The sequence below is a fragment of the Arthrobacter globiformis genome (assembly GCF_030817195.1).
GTDB classification, from domain to species: domain Bacteria; phylum Actinomycetota; class Actinomycetes; order Actinomycetales; family Micrococcaceae; genus Arthrobacter; species Arthrobacter globiformis_D.
The window spans coordinates 4,887,762-4,904,867 of the sequence record NZ_JAUSYZ010000001.1 but is presented as its reverse complement, the minus strand read 5'-3'; the positions used below and the strand labels follow the sequence as shown (position 1 = coordinate 4,904,867).

16 protein-coding genes are annotated in these 17,106 nt (G+C 67.3%); 4 read left to right on the top strand and 12 right to left on the bottom strand.

The genetic code is table 11. The annotated features are described in order from the left end of the window. Positions 1-40: 40 nt before the first annotated feature. The 3 genes from QF036_RS22555 to QF036_RS22545 form a co-directional block, all read right to left on the bottom strand. Complete coding sequence (locus QF036_RS22555; protein ID WP_307105390.1) at positions 41-919, bottom strand: 2-hydroxy-3-oxopropionate reductase; 879 nt, start codon at positions 917-919, stop codon at positions 41-43. A gap of 49 nt (positions 920-968) precedes the next feature. Continuing rightward, positions 969-1,769: a hydroxypyruvate isomerase family protein gene (locus QF036_RS22550; protein WP_307105389.1), complete on the bottom strand. Its 801-nt coding sequence runs from the start codon at positions 1,767-1,769 to the stop codon at positions 969-971. A 199-nt stretch (positions 1,770-1,968) separates the two neighbouring features. Then, positions 1,969-2,862, bottom strand: coding sequence for a LysR family transcriptional regulator (locus tag QF036_RS22545; protein ID WP_307105388.1), 894 nt, complete (start codon positions 2,860-2,862; stop codon positions 1,969-1,971). Between the two features lie 112 nt (positions 2,863-2,974). On the opposite strand from QF036_RS22545, the gene QF036_RS22540 reads away from it, so the two are divergent. Genes QF036_RS22540 through QF036_RS22530 form a run of 3 tightly spaced genes read left to right on the top strand, consistent with a single transcriptional unit; the run spans position 2,975 to position 6,674 of the window. Further along, positions 2,975-3,742 carry an enoyl-CoA hydratase/isomerase family protein gene (locus tag QF036_RS22540; RefSeq protein ID WP_307105387.1) on the top strand — a complete coding sequence of 256 codons (768 nt, stop codon included), beginning with the start codon at positions 2,975-2,977 and terminating at the stop codon, positions 3,740-3,742. A 14-nt stretch (positions 3,743-3,756) separates the two neighbouring features. Further along, entirely contained in the window at positions 3,757-5,355 is a 1,599-nt protein-coding gene (locus tag QF036_RS22535) for an acyl-CoA synthetase (RefSeq protein WP_307105386.1), read from the top strand. Next, positions 5,352-6,674, top strand: coding sequence for an MFS transporter (locus QF036_RS22530; protein ID WP_307105385.1), 1,323 nt, complete (start codon positions 5,352-5,354; stop codon positions 6,672-6,674). The genes QF036_RS22535 and QF036_RS22530 overlap by 4 nt, the downstream gene beginning before the upstream one ends. Positions 6,675-6,760: 86 nt before the next feature. On the opposite strand, the gene QF036_RS22525 is transcribed toward QF036_RS22530, so the two are convergent. Together QF036_RS22525 and QF036_RS22520 are read right to left on the bottom strand one after the other, a co-directional pair. Further along, the gene (locus QF036_RS22525) at positions 6,761-7,027 is read right to left on the bottom strand and encodes an SRPBCC family protein (RefSeq protein ID WP_307105384.1); all 267 of its coding nucleotides are present in this window, start codon (positions 7,025-7,027) and stop codon (positions 6,761-6,763) included. After that, entirely contained in the window at positions 6,985-7,176 is a 192-nt protein-coding gene (locus tag QF036_RS22520) for an SRPBCC family protein (RefSeq protein ID WP_307105383.1), read from the bottom strand. The genes QF036_RS22525 and QF036_RS22520 overlap by 43 nt, the downstream gene beginning before the upstream one ends. Positions 7,177-7,512: 336 nt before the next feature. Here QF036_RS22520 and QF036_RS22515 point away from each other — a divergent pair, with 336 nt between their 5' ends. Beyond that, on the top strand, positions 7,513-7,719 hold the full coding sequence (locus tag QF036_RS22515; RefSeq protein WP_307105382.1) for a hypothetical protein: 207 nt from the start codon (positions 7,513-7,515) through the stop codon (positions 7,717-7,719). A 13-nt stretch (positions 7,720-7,732) separates the two neighbouring features. Here the strand turns inward: QF036_RS22515 and QF036_RS22510 are convergent, their stop codons facing one another. Genes QF036_RS22510 through QF036_RS22480 form a run of 7 tightly spaced genes read right to left on the bottom strand, consistent with a single transcriptional unit; the run spans position 7,733 to position 17,085 of the window. Continuing rightward, positions 7,733-9,187 carry a UDP-glucose dehydrogenase family protein gene (locus QF036_RS22510; RefSeq protein ID WP_307105381.1) on the bottom strand — a complete coding sequence of 485 codons (1,455 nt, stop codon included), beginning with the start codon at positions 9,185-9,187 and terminating at the stop codon, positions 7,733-7,735. A 20-nt stretch (positions 9,188-9,207) separates the two neighbouring features. Then, positions 9,208-10,350: a phosphotransferase gene (locus QF036_RS22505; protein WP_307105380.1), complete on the bottom strand. Its 1,143-nt coding sequence runs from the start codon at positions 10,348-10,350 to the stop codon at positions 9,208-9,210. Further along, positions 10,350-11,630 (bottom strand): aminoglycoside phosphotransferase family protein, encoded by a 1,281-nt coding sequence (locus tag QF036_RS22500; protein ID WP_307105379.1) that lies wholly within the window; start codon positions 11,628-11,630, stop codon positions 10,350-10,352. The genes QF036_RS22505 and QF036_RS22500 overlap by 1 nt, the downstream gene beginning before the upstream one ends. Further along, complete coding sequence (locus QF036_RS22495; RefSeq protein WP_373460224.1) at positions 11,627-13,540, bottom strand: ABC transporter ATP-binding protein; 1,914 nt, start codon at positions 13,538-13,540, stop codon at positions 11,627-11,629. Before QF036_RS22495 ends, QF036_RS22500 begins: the two co-directional genes overlap by 4 nt. A 2-nt stretch (positions 13,541-13,542) precedes the next feature. Further along, on the bottom strand, positions 13,543-14,721 hold the full coding sequence (locus QF036_RS22490) for a glycosyltransferase family 4 protein (protein ID WP_307105377.1): 1,179 nt from the start codon (positions 14,719-14,721) through the stop codon (positions 13,543-13,545). Beyond that, a complete protein-coding gene (locus tag QF036_RS22485; RefSeq protein WP_307105376.1) occupies positions 14,721-15,938 on the bottom strand; it encodes a glycosyltransferase in 1,218 nt (405 codons plus the stop codon). Before QF036_RS22485 ends, QF036_RS22490 begins: the two co-directional genes overlap by 1 nt. Further along, positions 15,925-17,085 (bottom strand): glycosyltransferase family protein, encoded by a 1,161-nt coding sequence (locus tag QF036_RS22480; protein ID WP_307105375.1) that lies wholly within the window; start codon positions 17,083-17,085, stop codon positions 15,925-15,927. Before QF036_RS22480 ends, QF036_RS22485 begins: the two co-directional genes overlap by 14 nt. Positions 17,086-17,106 lie beyond the last annotated feature (21 nt).

Below are 17,106 nucleotides of genomic sequence, written 5' to 3'. Positions count from 1 at the left end.
AGCCGGCTACAGCCGGAGGTGCTTTACTTCCGGCCCGGGATTACTTTCGACCAGAGAGCTGGAGGACCTGCTTGAAGAGGCCCGAGTGGTCGAGTCCGCCGTCGCCCTGGTTGACGGTGGCGGCGACGAGCTGGGCGACGACGGCGCCGAGCGGGATGGAGACGTTGGCTTCGCGGGCTGCGGAGGTGACGATGCCCAGGTCCTTGTGGTGCAGGGCCAGGCGGAAGCCGGGGTCGAAGTTGCGGTCCAGCATCTTCTGGCCCTTCTGGTCGAGGACCTTGGAGCCGGCCAGGCCGCCGCCGAGGACCTTGAGGGCGGCGTCGGTGTCCACGCCGTAGGCCTCAAGGAAGGCGATGGCCTCGCCGAGGACCTCGATGTTGACGGCGACGATCAGCTGGTTTGCAGCCTTGACGGTCTGGCCGGAGCCGGACGGGCCGACGTGGACGATGGTCTTGCCGACGGCGTTGAGGACGTCCTGCGCTGCCTCGAAATCTGCCTTGTCGCCACCGACCATGATGGACAGGACGGCGTCGATGGCGCCCTGTTCGCCGCCGGAAACCGGGGCGTCGAGGGGGCGGATGCCTGCTGCTACTGCTTCCTCGGAGAGGCGCTTGGCGACGTCGGGGCGGATGCTGGACGCGTCGATCCAGAGGGTGCCCTGCTTGGCGTTGGCGAAGACGCCGTCGGCGCCGCTGACGACACCCTCAACGTCGGGGGAGTCCGGCACCATGGTGATGACGACGTCGGCATCCTTAACGGCGTCGGCGATGCTGGAGGCGCCCTTGCCGCCTTCGGAGACGAGCTTGTCGATCTTGTCCTGGCTGCGGTTGAAGCCGGTGACGGTGTGGCCGGCCTTGACGAGGTTGATGGCCATGGGCAGGCCCATGATGCCGAGTCCGATGACTGCAACGTTGCTCATGATGGTTCTCTTTCTGAAGTCTGTGGGTGGTGCGGGTGGGGAGCGAAACCTAGTGGGCGGCGTGTTCGCGGATCGCCCAGCTGAAGGCGGTTTCCTGCGGTTCCTTGTATTCGAGGCCGATGTAGCCGTCGTAGCCGAGTTCGCGGCTGCGGGCGATCCACTCGCCGAGGGGAAGCTCGCCGGTTCCGGGAGCCCCGCGGCCGGGGTTGTCGGCAATCTGGATGTGGCCGAAGTCCTTGGCGTGCTTTTCGATGACGGCGGCGACGTCGTCCCCGTTGACAGCCAGGTGGTAGAAGTCGGCGAGCAGCTTGATGTTCTGCGCGCCGGATTCCGCCTTGACCCGGGCGATCACGTCGAGCGCATCCTGGGCCTTGAGGAGCGGGTACCGCGGGGCTCCGCTGACGGGTTCGAGGAGGACGGTGCCGCCGATCCGGGCCACGCCTTCGGCAGCGGCGGCCAGGTTCCTGGCAGCCAGTTCGTCCTGCTCCTCCGGGCTGAATTCCTCCTGGCGGTTGCCGTAGAGGGCGTTGAAGGCCGTGCAGCCGAGGCGCTCGCCGATGCCGGCGACGACGTCGATGTTGTCCTTTAACTCACCTTCACGGCCCACCCAGGACACCAGGCCGCGGTCACCGCCCGGCATGTTGCCGGCGTTGAAGTTCAGGCCGGAGAGCTGGACGCCGGCGTCGGTGATGGCGCGCTCGAAAGCCGTGGTCTCGGCGTCGGAAGGAACTGAGCTCTCAAAGGGCCACCAGAACTCGACGGCGTCAAAACCCGCCGCCTTCGCGGCTGCGGGGCGCTCGAGCAGGGGCAGCTCCGTCAGCAGGATGGAGCAGTTCACTGTGTACGTCATCGTAGGTCCTTCCGGGGGAGGGGCTTTGATCTATCTTCCCTGCTTCTCAGCTGTTCTACCGTTTCCGCTTTGTGGAATTTAGATTCTGCTTTATGAAAAGTGTAGGGAAGGGGTGGCAGGGTAGTCAAGGGGAGTGAGTAGGGTGAAAGGGCGACGCCGTCAGATGACCAGCGAGGAGCACGGATAGCCTCGCACCTTTTTACCCGTGCCCGCCTGCTGCCAACCCGGTCCACACGGCGTCAACAAACGCGTCCGTCTCAGCTGACCTGCGGCTCTTAAGCCACAGCGCCGACGTCCGCCAGGCCAACGGCTCCCCGACCAGCGGCCGCCAAACAATCCCGTCAGGCAGCGGCGTCCACGGCTCTTCGTTGAAATGCACGCCCCGGCCGGCCATGATCAGCCCGTGCGTGAAATGCTGGTTGCGCGCGTGCACAATGGCGGCCGGCAGATACCCGGCGTCGCGGCACGTCTGCAGGAACGAGTCGTACAGGGGCGGCGCCATGTGCCGTGGAAAGATGATCAGCGGGTTCCCGGACAGGTCGCCCAACCGCACGGATGGCAAAGCAGCCAGGGGGTGCGAAGCATTCAGCACCACGCCCAGCGCGCGTGACAAAACGGGCCCCGACTCAAAACCCACGCTGCTCAAAGGGTGACGGACCACCGCGACGTCCAGTTCGCCGTCGCGCAGCCGCTCAACCTGCTCCACCGTGGTCAGCTCGTGCAGGTTCAGCAATACATCCGGCGCCGCGGCGGCAAAGGAAGAGACCATGGCCTCCAAAGCACGAGGGTTCGTGTCGGGAGGTACCGCCACCTGCAGGATGCCCGAGGCGCCCGGGCGGATCCGCCGCATCGACTCCTGCGCCATCGCCACGTTGTCCAACACATTGCGGGCGTGCTCCAGCAGCAGTGCCCCGGCCTCGGACAGCTCGACGCCGGTGCGCCGCCGGTGAAACAGCAGAACCCCGAGTTCTTTCTCCAGGTCCTTGATCCGCTGCGACAACGGCGGCTGGGCCATGTGCAGGCGCTGTGCGGCACGGCCGAAATGCAGCTCCTCGCTGAGCACCACGAAGTACTTCAAATGGTGGATGTCCATGCCGCACCATATCAGTTTGGTATCACGCCGAGTGGATTTTGATGTTAGACGGGTCACATGCGGCGGTGCTCTGATGGATGCAATCCGCAGCATCCACGGAAGGAAACCCCCAATGTCCCAGGACGTCCTCTTCGAACAAACCGGTTCAACTGCCATCATCACGCTCAACCGGCCGGACAAGCTCAATGCCTGGACCGAGGCCATGCGCAGCGAACTCATCGGCCATCTGGAAGGCCTGAAGGGCAACGAGGACGTCCGCACCGTCATCCTCACCGGCAGCGGCCGGGCCTTCTGCGCCGGGCAGGACCTCGCCGAGACGGCATCCATGAACCCCGAGGACCACGCGTCCGCCGAGGCATGGATCGACGGCTTCGACCGCCTCTACCGCGCCGTCCGCAACCTCGACCAGATCACCATCGCCGCCGTCAACGGCGTCGCCGCGGGCTCCGGCTTCCAATACGCGCTCCTCGCCGACCTCCGCGTCGGCGACTCCAAAGTCCGCATGGGCCAGCCCGAAGTCCTCTCCGGTATTCCCAGCATCACCGGAATCTGGGCCATGTGGAGCATTCTCGGCAAGTCCAAAACCTCCCAGTTCGTCCTCACCGGCGAACTGGTCGATGCGGCGGAAGCCCAGCGCCTCGGCCTGCTCAACTACCTCGCGGACGACGGCGGCGTGCTGGCTTACGCACAGGACCTCGCCGCACGCTTGAGCCTCCTTCCCCCGGGCGCCGTCCGCCTGACCAAGAACCGCCTGCGCAGCCTCGAGGACGACGACCTGAGCGACGCCATGGTCGAAGCGAAGCGCGTCCACCGCGAGGCGTACGGCACCGGCGAACCGCAGCGGGAAATGGCCCGTTTCCTCGCCGGCCGCGGACGCTGAGGGGATCCGCAGCCATGACACCGAACACTGCCACCCAGGACCGCTACGCAGAACTGCTCGACGCCCACCGCTGGGAGGTGCCGGAGTTCTACAACATGGCCGTCGACGTCGCCGACCGGCACCCGCGGAGCAAGCGCGCACTCATCCTGGAGTCCGCCGTCGAAGGTCAACGCGAGGTGAGCTGGGGAGAAATCCAGGACCGTTCCCGGCAGATCGCCGCTACCTTGCAAGCCGCCGGCATCAAGAAAGGCGACCGCGTCGCCGTGCTCCTGCCGCAGCGCGCCGACACCCCCGCCGCCTACCTCGGCGTGCTGCGGACCGGCGCCATTCTGGTCACCATGTCCCTGCTTTGGGCGGCAGAACCCATCCGCTTCCGGCTCGAAGACAGCGGCGCCTCGGTGATCCTCGCCGAAGACTCCGCAAAATCACTGTTCGGCGGTTACGACGGGACGTTCATCGATATCGACAGCCCCGCAATCGCCGAGGCGCCCACGGAGTTCCAGGACGTCGAAACGAAAGCCGACGACCCCGCCCTCATCTTCTACACGTCGGGCACCACAGGCCGGGCCAAGGGAATCGTCCACGCCCACAGGACGCTCCTGGGCCACAACGAGTTCGAGTTCTGCCACCAGATCGGGGACGGCGACGTCTTCTACGGCGCGGGGGACTGGGCGTGGTCGCTCGCCAAGCTGATGGGCCCGCTGCGGCTCGGCGCCACGCACCTGGTCTTCCGCCCCGCCGGCGGCTTCGACCCCGCGGCCCTGCTGGACAGCATGAGCCGCAACGGCGTCACCAGCGCGCTCGTCAACCCGACGTTCCTGCGCAAGATGCGCGAAGACGTGCCCGACGCCGGCACTCGCTTCCCGCTGTCCCTGCGGACGGTTTGTTCGTCAAATGAGCCCCTGACGCAGGACCTGATCGAATGGTTCGAGTCGCAGTACGGCGTGACGCTGCTCGACTACTACGGTTCCACAGAGTCGTACCCGCTGCTGGGGAATTACCCGGACGTTCCGGTGAAGCCCGGCTCGATGGGCCGTCCGCTGCCCGGCTGGGAGGTCCGCCTCCTGGACGCGAATGAGCAGGAAGTTCCCGTCGGCGAGACCGGCGAGATCTGCCTTCGCGCGCGCTCCAACCCGCAATTTCCCTTGGGATACTGGAACATGCCGGAGGCGTCCGCCGCCGCGTTCGGGGGCGGCTGGTACCACACCAAGGATCAGGCCTACGCGGACGATGACGGCTACTTCTGGTTCCTGGGGAGGACCGACGACGTCATCAAAACGTCCGGCTACAGAGTGGGACCCTACGAGCTGGAGGCAGTCATTCGTGAGCTCGACCCAGTGAAGGACGTGTCGGTCACCGGCGTGCCCGACGAGCTCCGAGGCCAGTCCATTAAGGCATGGGTGGAACTGACGCCCGGCCACTGTGGGGGAGCGGACCTGAGTGAAGCCATCGTGGCCCACGTGAAGGAGAACTTCTCCCGCTTCGCCTACCCGCGATTCATTGAATACGTCGCCGAGCTGCCGAAGTCGGCTACCGGAAAAGTCCAGCGCGCAGAGCTGCGTGAACGCCCTCACACAACCCCTTCTCCCCGTCTCGAAGGACAGCCATCATGAACACCATGACCCAGAACGTCGCTGAAACTGAGTCTTCCTCCCGGCGCAGCCTGAAGCGCGTGGCCGCAGCGGCCGCCGTCGGAAACTTCGTGGAATGGTTCGATTCCGCCGCCTATGCGGTGATGTCGGTGACGATCGCAAAGCTCTTCTTCCCGGACTATTCGACGACGGCGTCCCTGCTGGCCGTGTGGGCGATCTTCGCCGGCGGCTTCATCGCCAGGCCGCTCGGGGCAGCGTTCTTCGGCCGTTACGGCGACAGGATCGGGCGCAACAAGATGCTCGGGCTGTGCGTGGTGATCATGAGCGCAGCCACGTTCTGTATCGGCATCCTGCCGACGTTCGCCGTGATCGGCATCTGGGCGCCCATCCTGCTGTTCGTCTTCCGGGCCGTCCAGGGCTTCACGACGGGAGGCGAGTACACCGGATCGTCCGCCTTCATCGTTGAGTACGCCCCGGCTGGCAAGCGCGCCACTTACGCCAGCATAATTCCGGCCACTGTCGGCCTGGCTTCGGTTGCCGGTGCACTCCTCGGCGCCGCCATCACGGCAAACCTCAGCCCGGCCGACCTGCAGGCCTGGGGCTGGAGGATCCCCTTCCTGCTCGCTGCGCCGCTTGGCCTGATCGGTTTGTACATCCGGTCGCGCGTGGATGACACTCCCGTTTTCCGCGGCCTTGAGAACAAGGGCGAAGTGGCCAAGAGGCCGCTCGGCGACGCTGTCCGCATGTGTGCCCGGCAGATCTTCACGCTCTTCGGCTACAGCATCACCAACGCCGTGGCTTATTACCTGATGAGCAGTTACATGATCGCCTACATGACATCCAGCCTCCACTACTCAAGCACGGAGTCGATGATCACCAGCGTGGTCACCATGCTGGTCTACACCGTGACGTGCCCGGTCGCGGCCAGGGCCAGTGACAAGTACGGACGCAAGAGGATGTTGCTGGTGGCGTGCGTTGGCTTCGTGGTGATGACGATTCCCGCCTTCGCGATCATGCCGCTGGGACTCGGCTTCGCCATCCTTGGAACGAGCATCCTGGGCGCCCTGGTGGCCGTAATCGGAACCTCCAACGTGCCGGCCCTCGTGGAGATGTTCCCCAGCTCTGTCCGGGCGTCCGGCTCGGCCATCGGTTACACCCTGGCCTACGTCCTCTTCGGCGGTACCGCGCCCTTCGTGGCCACCGGCCTGGTTGCAGGCTTCGGCACACCCTTGGCTCCCGCCTTCTACCTGATGGGCGTGGCGGTAGTCTCCGCCGTCGTCGTTATTCTTTTCTTCCGGGAGACGAAGAACCTCTCCCTCACCCGAACTACAGTGCTCTAGCCCCGGAGGGGTACAGGCCGAGGAGGCAACGCGGTCGACTGTCGATTGCGTTGCCTCCTCATCCTTGTTGGTGTCCCGCCGCCGGGCTAAGGGCGCGCAGCATCCACGAGGACGCCGTCTATCCGCGACAGCACGCCGGGCCAGCCGTTGCCCATGCCGCTGAATGCCTGCCGGCCCATCGGGGTATCGAGCTTGAAGCCGGCGTGCTCCAGGTGCAGGACCGTGCCGTCCTCGACGGTTTCAAGCGTCCACGTGATGGTGGTGTCCAGGGCGCCTTCGGCAAACAGGAATTTGATGGACGTGCCCGGGTTTACGCTGAGGACTTCGCACTGCTGGGTGCCCCAAGCGCCCATGTCGAGGGTGAAGCGATGCTCAACGGTGGGGGGGCGATGCCGCCGGGCGCCCACCAGCGTGCGAGCAGGTCGGGCGTGGTAAGTGCCTTCCAGACCGCCTCCGGTGGGTGCGGGAAGTAGCGCGTGAGGCGGATCGTGTTGTCAGTCATGGCGGGTTCTCCTCGTCCAGTAGGCCTCGGGTCTAGGCCGGACTCTGCCGCCCATATCTGCACCGCTTTGGCGGACGTCTAGTGCCCGGAACGCCCCATATTCCAACGCCGGCCCGCCCAACGGACGGCCAAAGCGGTGCGGATTTGCCCGAGAACCCCTGTTTCACGGGGCTCCGGGCTCGTAAAATGAAGGTGGGGCCGACGGCAAGAGCCCCGGAGAGCGATCCTTACGAGCCCGGGGCGCCTTCCCAACCGCCGCCGGCCCTTATGAATGCCGCCAGGTTCCGATCCGGTTACGGCTCTTCCCGCAGGATCACGGCCATGTGACCATGAGGCATGAGCGATGAACTTATGGCGGCGGCACCCTCCGGCGGTGGCGCTCCCCGCAATCGAACGGCCGGACTGATCCACTCCGAAGGCTCCGAGGCAACACGGAAGATGCGTGAGCAGGCCAAGCGGCGCCGGGAAGCAGAAGCGAAACTGCAGCTGCACCTGATGGAAACCCGCAACAAGTCAGCCGGAACACCGGACCCCGCACTCTGATGGCACCGCCCGGCTACACGTGCTCAGGCACATGCGCCTCTGCAACGAATGAACCGTGTCCCTGCGGAACCCGCGCTGGCATCCGGTTGGGGGCGCCGAGGGCGCGGTAGTCCCAGCCGGCGGCGCGGTACGCGTCGGCATCCAGCGCGTGCCGGCCGTCCACGATGTTCCGCCGCTGTACCAAGGCGCCTAGCGTGGCGGGGTCGGCTTGGCGGAAGAGGTCCCATTCGGTGAGGAGGGCCACGATCTCAGCTCCTGTCACCGCAGCTTCGAGGGTGTCCGCGTAGGCAAGGTCTGGGTAGCTGAGCCGGGCGTTGTCCATGGCTTTGGGGTCGAAGACAGTGACTTTGGCGCCGGCCTGGTGGAGCATGCGGGCCACGTCCAGGGCGGGGGCGTCGCGGATGTCGTCCGAGTCGGGTTTGAAGGCGGCGCCGAGGACGGTGACGTGCACGCCGGCCAGGTCCCCGCAGGCCATTTCGGTGATGAGGTCCACGGTGCGTTGGCGGCGGCGCTGGTTGATGGCGTCCACCTCCTGCAGGAAGCCCACGGCCTGTCCGACGCCGAGTTCTTTGGCGCGGTGGGTGAAGGCGCGGATGTCTTTGGGTAGGCAGCCGCCGCCGAAGCCGAGGCCGGGTGTGAGGAATCGGCCGCCGATCCGGTTGTCGTAGGAGAGGGCTGCGGCGAGTTGGTTGACGTCGGCGCCGGTGGCTTCGCAGATTTCGGCCATCGCGTTGATGTAGGAGATTTTGGTGGCGAGGAAGGAGTTGGCGGCGGCCTTGACCAGTTCGGCGGTGGCGGGGTCGGTCTCCACCACTGGAGTGCCCAGGGCGATGATCGGCGCGTAGCAGGCTGCCAGCCGACCTCGGGCCCACTCGGACGCGACACCGAACACGAGCCGGTCCGGGTGCAGGGTGTCCTCGACGGCGTGCCCTTCGCGGAGGAATTCCGGGTTCCAGGCCAGCTCTGCCCGGTTGCCCGCCGGGGCGTTCAGCTGCAGGAATTGGGCCAGCCGCTCGGCGGTGCCGATGGGCACCGTGGATTTGCCGGCCACGAGGCAGTCCCTGTCCAGGTGCGGTGCCAGCCGGGCGAGGGCTGCGTCCAGGAAGCGGAGGTCGGCGGCCGGCGAATCGGGCATCTGCGGGGTGCCGACGCACAGGAAATGGATATCGGCGCCGCGTGCGGCGGAGAAGTCGGTGGTGAAGCTCAGCCTGCCGCTGTCCAGCATCCGGCGGAGCAGTTCCTGCAGTCCCGGTTCGTAGAACGGCAGTGTTCCGCTGGCCAGTGAACGGATCTTGTTCTCGTCGACGTCGATCCCCACCACGCGGTGCCCCAGCAGCGTCATGCAGACGGCGTGCGTGGTGCCAAGGTAACCGGTTCCGATGACGGACAGGGAAAGGCCAGCGGGACTTCTAACGGACGACGGCGGGACGGACGGGGCGACGTAATCTCCCCATGGGGAATTGCTCATGTCAGACTCGGTTCTGTGCTCTATAGCGGGACAGGTTCGCGCCGCGGCGCTCGGCATTTCGGTGATCGGCGCAGCTCCGGCGAAACCAGGTCCATTGATGTCAGGTACCTCACCGCCCAGGATCCCCACGGCGGGCGGAAGGAGTACATGCAGGCCAGCCGCAGCCGGGCGGAAGCGGCATACGCCTCGAACCGTTCCGGGCGGACGTGCAGGCGGCGGGCCGCCGATCCGATGCTCGCATGGGCGACTGCAAACCGCTGCTCACTCAGGAGATTCTGCCTCCGGCGCAGTTCCAGGTGCACGTCCAGGTTGGCCAGGTCCAGGGCGGCCTCGGCCCTGCAGGCCTCGTCGAAATCCAGCAGCCCCGGCGCTCCGGTGTTGTCGCTGCCCAGTATTTGTTTGTCGTGCAGGTCTCCGTGCGCCCACCCGAGGGGATCGCGGGGCCCGGCCAGAAGACCGGCCGTGACGGCGTCGGCCTGTGCCAGGAGCGCAGCGCGTCCCTGCTCAGCCTCGGGGATCCCATTGCTGTGGAGCAGCCAGTGATCGATCCACCGCCGCACCTTGACCAGTTCCTCCTCGGCATCGTGCAGCGGAAGCTGCTCCAGGCTGGCGCGGAAAGCGGAGCCCCTGGCACGGGCAACAGATTCCGTCCAGGCGTGCGACCAGTCAGCCCACATGCCGGCAAAGAACTCGTCCGGGACGGTCGTCCGGTCCTGGCCGAGCTCATGATACGACCGCCCCGCCAGGCGGCCGAAAACCAGGACATCCGGCCGGGCTGAGGTCATCACCGGTGTCCTGAAGTGGCCGCCGGCCAGGGGTGCGGTGGCCAACACATGGTTTGTGGCCGCCGCAGGCGCCTGTTCAGGCCGGAACACTTTGATGTAGGTGTCACCGGCACACAGGACTGCCCGCTTGTGGGCGCGGTGGACCACGGTTTCGCCCTTAGGCGACTCGAGGGCGAGTGCAGGCAGCTTGGAGTCGTCCGCACCTACCGGGACAAACCGGCCTTCGCGGAAGAACCCGCCCAGCACCCCGGGATAGCCGGGCGACTGCACTTCGAGGACGTACCGGTCTGCCGAAACGCCGGGCCACGAACGGCTCACCAGCCACTCTTTTCCCGCGGGGTCGGTCACGCGGCGGGGTACGGGAGGATGCCAGTTCATTAGATCAGTTCCTTGGCCCGGTGCAGATGCCAGGACATGTCGGCGGCCCATTCCGGGGACCGGTCGCGGAAGGGTTCGACGCTGCTGTTGTAGAGCCGGTAGGCCGCCCAGGCGTCCACGCCGGCTTCGGTGAACCTCCCGCCCGCCCTGGCGTAGCCCTCGTTGAGCCGTGCGGTTTTCGGGCCTCCCGCGCCCCCTGCTGGCACTGCGGAAGCACCGGCCCGGACGGCTTCCTCCGCGGCAGCGAACGATCCCAGGTCAGCCTCAGCCACACCGGTGCGCGCCCGGTCAAAATCTATGAGGCGCACTTCCGAGCCCCCCACCAGCACCTGGTCAGGGGAGAAGTCCCCGTGCACCAAGACGTACTCGGTTGCCGCGCCGTCCGTCAGCAGGCGGGCGCGGAGCTCGGATTCGACCCGCCTGGCCGGCTCCTCCAGTGTGGGAAGCAGCAACGCAACCATGGACCGTGTGGCCTGCATCTGCGCCGCGACGTGGTCACGCCAGACGTCCTGCCCTTCCGGGAATCCGCCGGGGGGTATGCCATGTAGCCTTGCCAGGGCTTCCCCCGCGTTGACCGCCCCGGAGTCGTCGTCGAGACCTGCAAGGTCGCCGCCGCCCCAGGCCGCGCAGGCGGTGATGCCGTGCCTCAGGCATTCGGCGTCGCCCAGCTCGGGGAGGTGCGGAACACCGTGCAGGCTCAGCCGCTCCAGGAAATGGGCCTCCTGTTCGGCACCGGCCGGCCTGGCGGCGACCTTGATGACCACCGGTGTGCCGGAGTTCTGGACGAAGAGGACCAGACGGCGCTCGGGTTTGTACCGCACCGCGCTGCCTGCGCCGGCCAGCGCGCTGCCCGGCCGCTGCGGGAGGCCGAGCCGTTCCATGCCGTGTTCGCGCAGCCAGAGCAGGTTTCTGTAGAGGAGCCAGTCGTCCTCGACGCCGCCCACCGCCACCAGGTTGTCGTCCAGCCGCGGATCGGGGCGCAGGACCCGGATACCCCCACCGCGGGACCGCGAGGTGAGCTCCCGCCGCAGGAGATCGGAGTTGCCGGCGCGGGTCCGGGTCATGGCCCACCCGTAGACGAAGGCGCCGTTGCGGATGCACCGGAATGCCACCAGCAAGGAGGTGCGAGGCTTGTAGCGGACCCGGGTCACGCGGACGGTTTCGCCGAGCAGCGAGGACAGGCGGGCGTCGTCCAGCAGGTAGGGAAGGCAAGGGAGCGCATCATCGCGGCTGGCCAGGGAGAGGTCCGGATCCCTGAACGCTGGTTCTGCCCCGGTCATGGCACTTCCAGCTTCTCTTCGGGCCGGCTGGGGTCCTCGTCATCCATCCAGCGGGCGAACCTGGACCCGGGATCCCGCAGCAGCTCCTCCGGGCGTCCCTCCTCCACAATCCTGCCGTTTTCGAGCCACACGATGCGGTCGCAGGAACGGGCGGAGTGGGGATCGTGGGTGATCGTGATGGAGGTTCGTTCGCGGGTCAGGGCGGCGAGGGCCTGCAGGACGGAATCCCGGGAGGCGGCGTCCAGGCCTGCCGTCGCTTCGTCGAGGATCACGATCGGGGCCCGCCGGAGGATGGCGCGGGCAATGGCGATCCGCTGCCGCTGGCCGCCGGAGAGGTCCTTTGCCGCTTCGCCCAGCACCGTGTCGTAGCCGTCCGGAAGGGCGCGGATGAAGTCGCCGGCCTGGGCCAGGGCGGCAGCCTCCTCGATTTCCCGGTCCGTGGCGTCGAGCCTGCCGAACCGGATGTTGTCCCGGACGGAGATGCCGAACAGCACGGAGTCCTGCAGCAGGATGGACACGTGGGACCGCACGGATGCGATTTTGAGGTCCCGCAGGTCCTCGCCGCCCACCCTGACAGATCCGGTGGCGGGGTCGATCATGCGCAGGATGAGGCTGGCCAGGGTGGACTTTCCGGCGCCGGACGGGCCTAGGATGGCCACGTGCTCACCGGCCGGGATGGTGAGGTTGATCCCGTGAAGCACCATTCCGTCGCCGTGGCCCGCGGACACGTCATCAATAACGATGTCCGGGTTCCTGTTGTCCAGGCGGCGGGCATGGGCGGACTCCGGCAGGTCCGTCTGTGCTTCCAGCAGGTCCGCCACCCGCTCGCCGGAGGCCGTGGCACGGGCGATCCGGCCAATCTGTTTCGCCACGTCCTTTAGCGGTTTCATGCCCGTCTTGAGGTACATCAGGAATATCACCAGGTCACCCGGCGTGATCACGTGCTCCATGACCCGCCAGCCGCCTCCGGCCAACACCACCGCCGTCGCTACGCCGATCAGCACGTCCGTGCGCCGCTCGAGGCCGGCGGCGAGCCGCAGCGCCACAACGCCCGTCCCCAGGGTTGCCTGGTTACTGCTGCGGAAGCCGGAACTGATGGTGTCCTCCAGCCCGTAAGCCTGGACCTCGCGGATGGCACCCAAGGTCTGCGCCGCCGTCGTGGCCAAGTGCCCTTCCCCCCTGCGGGAGTTGCCGGCCGCCGCCGTGATGGGGCCTGAGCTGGCGCGGGAAAGGAGGACGAAGACGCCGGCGGCCAGGACCACCACCAGGGAGAGCAGGGGATCCAACCAAAGCAGGATGCCGGTCATTGCCACCAGGGTGGCCATGTTGCCCAGGAGCGGCAGCCCGGCGGTGATGGCCACGTCCTGCAGGCGGGTCACGTCGCCCACCAGGCGCTGGACGGTGTCCCCGGTGGACGCCCGGGTGTGGTGGCGCATGGACAAGCCCTGCACGTGGCGGAAGGCCCGTGCCCTCAGGTCAGCGGCGACCCTCGAGCCGATGAGGGCGAAGCAGACGGCGGACCAGTAGTTGGAGATGGCGCGCCCAATACTGATAGCCACCACCGCCGCCCCGCACAGGATGAGCGTCTGCATGCTGGCGTCCATGCTGGGACCGGGTTTGTGCAGCGTGGCGCCCAGCGAGCGGGAGACGGCGTCGATCACCACCTTGAGGGGCCAAGGTTCCACCAAGCGGAAAGCCACGTCGAACGTGAGCCCGACGAATCCGCCCACCATGAGGACGCGGTGGCCCTGGAGATGCGGGCGCACACTGCGCAGTGTGCGCCGCAGCCCGGAATCCGGCTTTGGCGGCCGGGCGGGGTTCCGCCCCCGCCGCCTGGATGGGCCCGCAGGCTTCCGCTCGACGGCCGCTTTCTGCCCTGGCGGCTGCGCTCGGTGGTCGTGCGCGGTCATGGTCAGGCCACCTCCTGCCGGGATGCCAGCGCCGCGGTGATCAGGGAAAGCACGCCGTCCCAACTGTGATGTTCGACGGCGGCGGCCCGGGCCTGGGTGCCCAGCCGTTCGCGGAGCGCGGCGTCAGCCCCCAGACGGTTCAGGGCGGCGGCGAACCCTGCCAAATCGCCGGCAGGGACCGTCAGCCCGGTGCGGCCGTGCTCAATGATGGACGGGATCTGGCCCAGGGCCGTGGCGATCACCGGCATGCCCGATGCCAGGTATTCGTACACCTTCAACGGCGAAAAGTAGTGGTCCTGGCCGGGCGCGGGCTGCAGGTACGGCGCAGCGGCGGCATCGCATTCATGCAGCAGGCCAGGCACGGAGTCCGGCGGGACGGCACCGGTGAACTCCGTCTCCACGCCGAGCCGGGTGGCGAGCCGTTCGAGGTCCGGCCGGCCCGGCCCGTCGCCGATGATCCTCACCGTCCACAAGCCCGCTCTCTCCGGATCAGCGTTAGCCAGGGCCACCGACTCGAGCAGGTCCGGGACGCCGTGCCACGGCTTGAGGGTGCCGGTGAACGCCACTGTGAAACGGCCGTGTCCTGCCCGCTGTCCGGAAGGTTGCCACCACGTCCGGGCCGTAATCCGGTCGGTGTTGACGCCGTTCGGTGCCAGCACGGTCCTGGCCTCGGGTACGCGCTGCTTCACCCAACGGAGCACCGGCTCAGAGACGCAGGCCACGGCGTCGGCGGCCAGGGCGTTCCGGCGGAGCATCGATTCAGCGAGGCCAACATCAAAAAGCTGGCGGTACCGCTGCTGCTCCTCGATCAACGGCGCGTTGACCTCAAGGACGGCCGGGACCCCGAGTGCGCCGGCCACCATGGCCAAGGCGGCGCTGAACAGCGAGTAGCGTTCATAGACGAGGTCGCAGCCGTTGCGGAGGGCGGCGTCAGCGAGGGAGGACGCCGCCTCTTCGATGGCGCGCTCGCGCACGGCCGGTTCTGCCTTGCGGGGCGGCCGTTCCACGACGGGCAGACCCGTGAGGTCGGCCGGGCGGTCGTTCCCGGCGCGGACGCAGTACACCGTGACGTCGGCTCCGGCCCTGCCCCAGGCGCGCACGATCTCCTGGACATGGACGGAGGATCCCTTGGTCCCGAAGACCGGGACGCCGGGATCGGCGCAGATGTAGGCGACGCGCATTACGCCACCTTCCTTGCCACGGGCGCCAGGGCACGGAGCATCTCTGCCTGATTCCGCACGTCGTAGTCCCGTTCGATCAGTGCACGGGCATTGCGCGCCAGGGACACCCTGTTCGTTGATGGAGCGCTCATGCGGCGGATGGCCTGTGCAAGCAGGTGCGGATCGCCGGGCGGCGTCAGGATTCCCGTGCGTCCGTTGTGCACCACCTCAGGGATGCCGGTCACGGCAGTGGAAATGCATGGCGCGCCGGTGGCCATGGCCTCCAGCAGCACCGTGGGCATCCCGTCTGCGTTGCCGTCCGCCGCCACCACACAGGGAGCAACGAACACGTCGCAGGAATCCAGCAGCTCATGGACCTGGTCCTGGGTCTGCGGCCCCAGCAGTCTGACGTGGTCCGCAAGCCCCAGCTGCTCGACGGCGGACTGCAGTTGCGCGGCGAGGATTCCAGTTCCTGCGATTCTCAGGTCGAGCGGGACGCCCTGGGCCACGAGCTCTGCGGCGGCCGGCATCAGATGCTGGAATCCCTTCTTCTCCACGAGCCGTCCGACGGCGGCCACCCGCACCGTGGCACCGATGGTCCGGGGGTCGCGGTACGGGAAGCGGTCGAGGTCCAGACCGTTTCGCACCAGGTGCAGGCGCGAGGTAACGTCCGGGAAGCGGCGGGTCAGGAATCGCAGGTTGTACTCGCTGATCGTCACGGCATGGTGGGCCTGGGCAAACTTGGTCCGGAGATCGTCGTCGACGATCTCAACGAAAATATCCACCGCGTGCGCTGTGAAGGAATAGGGAATGCCGGTGATGGCCGAGGCGAGCCTCGCCACGGTCGTGGGGATTGACGCGAAATGGACGTGCAGGTGCCTGATGTTGCGGTTCTGCAGGGCGACGGCGAGGCTGATGGCCTGAATCGCATCGTTTGTGTCCGTGGTGGCCAGTTCCGCGAAAACCCGGGACACCGCCGGGGCTAGCCCGGCGGCTTCCGCGGCGCGGAAGGTCTCCCAGACACGCTCGGCGCTCTTCGGCCGGGCGATATACGTCACGGGCGCCTTGACGCGTGCCAGCTCGGGATGGAAGCGGGGGTCGTTGGGCGGTCGGAGGGAGAAGATCTCAATCCTGTCTCCGGCGGCCTCGCGCGCCAGAATCTCGGAGACGATGAACGTCTCGGAGAACCGCGGGTACATTTTCAGGATGTAGGCGGTAGCCGGTTCAGATTGCAACATGCGCGGCACCTTCCCGTGAGCTGCTGGGCGCCGAAGATGCGTCAGGGCGCAGCAGGGGCTGCAGGAGTTCGGCCGCGAGCTGCGGCACGCGGACCAGCCCGTCAAGCCGCGCCTGCCTCCGGTCCACCCTGGTGCCCAGCCGGCGGACCAGCCAGCCGGAGAGGATCCCCGGCGTCAATGTGGTGATCTCGCGATATTCCAGGTACCCCGCGGAAGCCAGGGAGGCGGCCCTGATCCGCTGCTCGGAGCGGGCGTGGATGCGCGGCACAATCAGGGCAGGAACGTCGGTGCTCATGATTTCGCAGACGGTGTTGTAACCCCCCATGGACACGATGGCCTGGGCTCCGCGCAGGTGAAGCACCATGTCATTGAGCCGCTCGGCAATCCTTACGCCTGGGGCTGCGCGCCGCCGCAGGTCCGTGATCTGCCGCCCTGGCATCTGGGGCCCGGCGATGATCAGATGCCGCACGCCCGCAGGAACGTCGGCCGCCGCCGCCATGGCTGCCAGGGCGTGCCCGTCAGCGCCGCCGCCCACCGTCGTTATGAAATAAGGGCGCTGCACGCTGAGCTTCCCGGGGCCGGGCGGCCGCCCTGCCGCAAGGTATCCGGTGTAGCGGATCAGTTTGGAGAAGGAATGCGGAATTTCGCCCGCAGCAACAGGATCATGGATGGCAGGATCGCCATAAACCCAGATGGCGTCAAATAGGTCTTTGACCAGTGGCGCGCCGCCCACCTTCTCCCATTCGGCGTTGGCTGCCTCAGGCTCATCCAGGACCTCGCGCAGTCCCAGAACTGTGCGGACGGGCCCGGCCGCGCGGGCCCGTCGCAGGGCGGGTTCAAGTTCGCGGTGGATGCCGGTGGCGTGGCGATCAACCACTACCAGATCGGGACGGAAGCCGCCCAGCACCGATTGGAGCAGGCCGGCCCGCAGGGAAACGAGGTCCTGCATGGGCACTGTAAGGTGGCGGGGCTGATAGCCGTCATGGCTCTTTTCCACTCCGGGCAGGATGACCCAGTCCCAGCCGGCCGGAAGATCGAACCCGGGGGCGAGTGCGGTGCCGGAAATGAGGATGCCGGTAACGTCGCGGCCCGTCAGGAGGGGGAGTTGGTTGCTCAGTGCGTGGGCCAGCGCGAGATTGCGCCGCACGTGACCGAGACCCAATGAGTC

What these genes read in the sequence shown, in the direction of transcription:
- QF036_RS22550 (WP_307105389.1), bottom strand. Translation starts at nt 1,769, where the DNA reads ATGACGTACACAGTGAACTGCTCCATCCTGCTGACGGAGCTGCCCCTG.
- QF036_RS22510 (WP_307105381.1), bottom strand. Translation starts at nt 9,187, where the DNA reads ATGAGCAATTCCCCATGGGGAGATTACGTCGCCCCGTCCGTCCCGCCG.
- QF036_RS22495 (WP_373460224.1), bottom strand. Translation starts at nt 13,540, where the DNA reads ATGACCGCGCACGACCACCGAGCGCAGCCGCCAGGGCAGAAAGCGGCC.
- QF036_RS22530 (WP_307105385.1), top strand. Translation starts at nt 5,352, where the DNA reads ATGAACACCATGACCCAGAACGTCGCTGAAACTGAGTCTTCCTCCCGG.
- QF036_RS22490 (WP_307105377.1), bottom strand. Translation starts at nt 14,721, where the DNA reads ATGCGCGTCGCCTACATCTGCGCCGATCCCGGCGTCCCGGTCTTCGGG.
- QF036_RS22525 (WP_307105384.1), bottom strand. Translation starts at nt 7,027, where the DNA reads ATGGGCGCTTGGGGCACCCAGCAGTGCGAAGTCCTCAGCGTAAACCCG.
- QF036_RS22515 (WP_307105382.1), top strand. Translation starts at nt 7,513, where the DNA reads ATGAGCGATGAACTTATGGCGGCGGCACCCTCCGGCGGTGGCGCTCCC.
- QF036_RS22535 (WP_307105386.1), top strand. Translation starts at nt 3,757, where the DNA reads ATGACACCGAACACTGCCACCCAGGACCGCTACGCAGAACTGCTCGAC.
- QF036_RS22505 (WP_307105380.1), bottom strand. Translation starts at nt 10,350, where the DNA reads ATGAACTGGCATCCTCCCGTACCCCGCCGCGTGACCGACCCCGCGGGA.
- QF036_RS22555 (WP_307105390.1), bottom strand. Translation starts at nt 919, where the DNA reads ATGAGCAACGTTGCAGTCATCGGACTCGGCATCATGGGCCTGCCCATG.
- QF036_RS22485 (WP_307105376.1), bottom strand. Translation starts at nt 15,938, where the DNA reads ATGTTGCAATCTGAACCGGCTACCGCCTACATCCTGAAAATGTACCCG.
- QF036_RS22520 (WP_307105383.1), bottom strand. Translation starts at nt 7,176, where the DNA reads ATGACTGACAACACGATCCGCCTCACGCGCTACTTCCCGCACCCACCG.
- QF036_RS22540 (WP_307105387.1), top strand. Translation starts at nt 2,975, where the DNA reads ATGTCCCAGGACGTCCTCTTCGAACAAACCGGTTCAACTGCCATCATC.
- QF036_RS22545 (WP_307105388.1), bottom strand. Translation starts at nt 2,862, where the DNA reads ATGGACATCCACCATTTGAAGTACTTCGTGGTGCTCAGCGAGGAGCTG.
- QF036_RS22500 (WP_307105379.1), bottom strand. Translation starts at nt 11,630, where the DNA reads ATGACCGGGGCAGAACCAGCGTTCAGGGATCCGGACCTCTCCCTGGCC.